General features: G+C 37.1%; 5 protein-coding genes. 4 read left to right on the top strand and 1 reads right to left on the bottom strand.

Going from position 1 to position 2,468, the window contains the following annotated elements; genetic code table 11:
* Window positions 1–63: 63 nt before the first annotated feature.
* The 4 genes from GSY74_RS06980 to GSY74_RS06965 are packed head-to-tail and all read left to right on the top strand — an operon-like array spanning window position 64 to window position 1,879.
* Window positions 64–951, top strand: coding sequence for an NAD(P)H-dependent glycerol-3-phosphate dehydrogenase (locus tag GSY74_RS06980; RefSeq protein WP_188108703.1), 888 nt, complete (start codon window positions 64–66; stop codon window positions 949–951).
* 31 nt (window positions 952–982) lie between these two features.
* Window positions 983–1,420 (top strand): hypothetical protein, encoded by a 438-nt coding sequence (locus GSY74_RS06975; protein ID WP_164664386.1) that lies wholly within the window; start codon window positions 983–985, stop codon window positions 1,418–1,420.
* Entirely contained in the window at window positions 1,407–1,682 is a 276-nt protein-coding gene (locus tag GSY74_RS06970; protein ID WP_164664385.1) for an acylphosphatase, read from the top strand. Before GSY74_RS06975 ends, GSY74_RS06970 begins: the two co-directional genes overlap by 14 nt.
* Window positions 1,683–1,684: 2 nt before the next feature.
* Window positions 1,685–1,879 carry a hypothetical protein gene (locus GSY74_RS06965; RefSeq protein WP_164664384.1) on the top strand — a complete coding sequence of 65 codons (195 nt, stop codon included), beginning with the start codon at window positions 1,685–1,687 and terminating at the stop codon, window positions 1,877–1,879.
* Between the two features lie 174 nt (window positions 1,880–2,053).
* Here the strand turns inward: GSY74_RS06965 and GSY74_RS06960 are convergent.
* A partial coding sequence (locus tag GSY74_RS06960; RefSeq protein WP_223157498.1) for a helix-turn-helix transcriptional regulator occupies window positions 2,054–2,468 on the bottom strand: 415 nt, incomplete at its 5' end.

The following is a 2,468-nucleotide window of genomic DNA, read 5'->3' as shown; positions in this document are numbered from 1 at the left end:
CTAAAGCCATCGATTCCTAGTTTTACAAAAAGTTTATTTAAAAATAGAGAGAAATATATAATGATAAAAATAGCAATTATAGGAGCAGGTAAGTGGGGTCAAGCACTCTATCATGCATATAGTCAAAACAATAAAGTAGTCATCAACTCTCGTAGTCAAAAAAATATAGAGAATTTTGTCTCTTTGGATGAAGCGTTGTCTTGTGACTACTTGGTAATGGCACTTCCTGCTCAAGTTGTTCGTGGATGGATGTCTGAAAACTTTGAGGATAGAGGGCAAAAAATCTTAGTAGCTGCCAAGGGGATAGAGACCTCTACAGGGGCATTTCTCAATGAGGTCTACGGTGAGTTTGTTTCGCTTGATAGATTGGCATTTATCTCTGGTCCCTCTTTTGCCACAGAGGTACAAAAATCTCTTCCTACGGCTCTAAAAATCTCTTCTCTCAATTTAAACTTAGCTCAAATTTATGCTGATGCATTGCCTGATTTTATCAAAGGTTATGTGGATGATGATGTTGTGGGGGCAGAGGTCTCTGGCGCTTATAAAAATGTGATAGCCATTGCTAGTGGGGTTTGTGACGGTTTGGAGCTTGGAAATAATGCAAGAGCCGCTCTAATCTCTCGTGGTTTGGTTGAGATGACGCGTTTTGGTGAGTATTTTGGAGCTAGAAGGGATACTTTTTTATCTCTTGGTGGTGCAGGGGACTTGTTTTTGACAGCTAGTTCTCAGCTTTCACGCAACTATAGAGTTGGGCTTGGATTGGCTCATGGCAAGAGTATTGATGAGATACTTGAAGAGTTGGGTGAAGTGGCTGAGGGGATTCCTACTACCAAGGCACTCTACCGTATTGCTCATAAAGAGGATATATATCTACCCATTGCGGATGAAGTCTATAAGATGTTAGAGGGTAAAGACCCGTTAGTTTGTGTAAAAGACCTGTTAAGTAGTTAATATTTTATAATATCTATGTTAAAATTCATGAATGATTAAAAAAATAAGACGGAAGATTAAGAAAGTTTTTAGAGAGCTTCTTCTTTATCATCATAGTTCACTAGAGTATCGTGCCAAGGTATTGACTCTAGTTGTTGGTGTCAATCAAGAGATACGACCCTGTGAAAAGGAGTTGCTCTACGCTATAGCATGTGAGATTTATGACAATGATGAGGAGAGAGCAGAGATATTGGTAGAGGCTGTTATGGAGTATTTTGATAAGATTATCAGTGATAATGGTTTGAATTTTGACCATTTGGTTTTTCAGATAGAGAAAGAGACCAAGGCGGTTAAGCGTTTTTCTGATAAGATAAATATAGATGCGTTGAATAAGTTTCAGTCTTGTATTGACAATGAAGAGGATAGAGTATATCAGCAGAGAGTTATAGCTTATCTTGCTAGTCTGAAGGAGAAGTATGGAAGTGTATAGATTTATAGTTAGAGGAAGAGTGCAGGGTGTATGGTATCGGAAGTTTGTATCCCAAGGGGCTATGAAGATGCAGATAGAGGGATATGTGAAAAATCTAGCAGATGGAACCGTAGAATCTGTTGCAGTGCTTTTTGATGAAGATGTAGAGAAGTTCAAAAAGATTTTGCAAGATGGCTCTCCTCTAAGTTCTGTAGAGAGTATAGAGATGAGTGTTTTAGACAATGATGATTTGGTCTATGATGGCTTTGAGATAAGGCGTTAGAGATGAGTAGTGGTTGGGGTTGTCAACATCTTACGACATATGGAGATGAGAAGGAGTGGTGTAGGCTTTTGAAAAAAAAGTGTAAGCCAAATATGAAAGGGTGTATACTTTATGGTAAGTTTACCTTTTCAGAGCCTGAGTTGCCAAAAGATGAGACTCGTAAGGTAAAGAGTAGGAGTGATAATCCGTTGGGGTGACTATGATACTCCAAGGGAATAAACACGCAAATTATAATGTACCTCATACAATAGACCTCTTTCCAAACTAGGAACCGATGGCTTCAGCCTCGCAATATTCGGGACTAAAGTCTCCGATTCCAAAGAGTTTTACATACTCTATATTCTCTTGTGTTATCACGCTGAGAATATCTATCAACAGATATTCCTAGTTCCCTCATCGTAATCTACTTTAAATTTTTGAAGCGTAGTTTTGATATGTGTTATCATTGGTTTAGGTGCATAGTGAAGTAAGTCTAAAATCTCTCTTACATCTTTTGAGTATCGTAAGTTATATTCACTAGCATACTCAATATCAAAACTAAAAAGCTCTTGTTCCGAAACCTCTAAAACTTCAGCTATATAAGGGATAAGTTCTATCTTTAATTCTCGTTTACCACTTAGGTATCTATAAATTGTTTGTACAGATGGTGTTTCCCCTGAAAGTCTTAATTTTGGTTCTAAATTTATGAGTTTATCTACAAATTCTTTTTTTGTCATATTTTTTTCACTGATAAGATAGTTTACTTTTTCATACACTTCCACTTGATTGTATCCATATTGGTTATTT

Origin of the sequence: Sulfurovum sp. bin170, from assembly GCF_010892395.1 — a bacterium.
Taxonomy (GTDB): Bacteria; Campylobacterota; Campylobacteria; order Campylobacterales; family Sulfurovaceae; genus UBA1140.
Note: the sequence above shows the minus strand (reverse complement) of the source record. Positions and strands in the feature narration are given on the sequence as shown.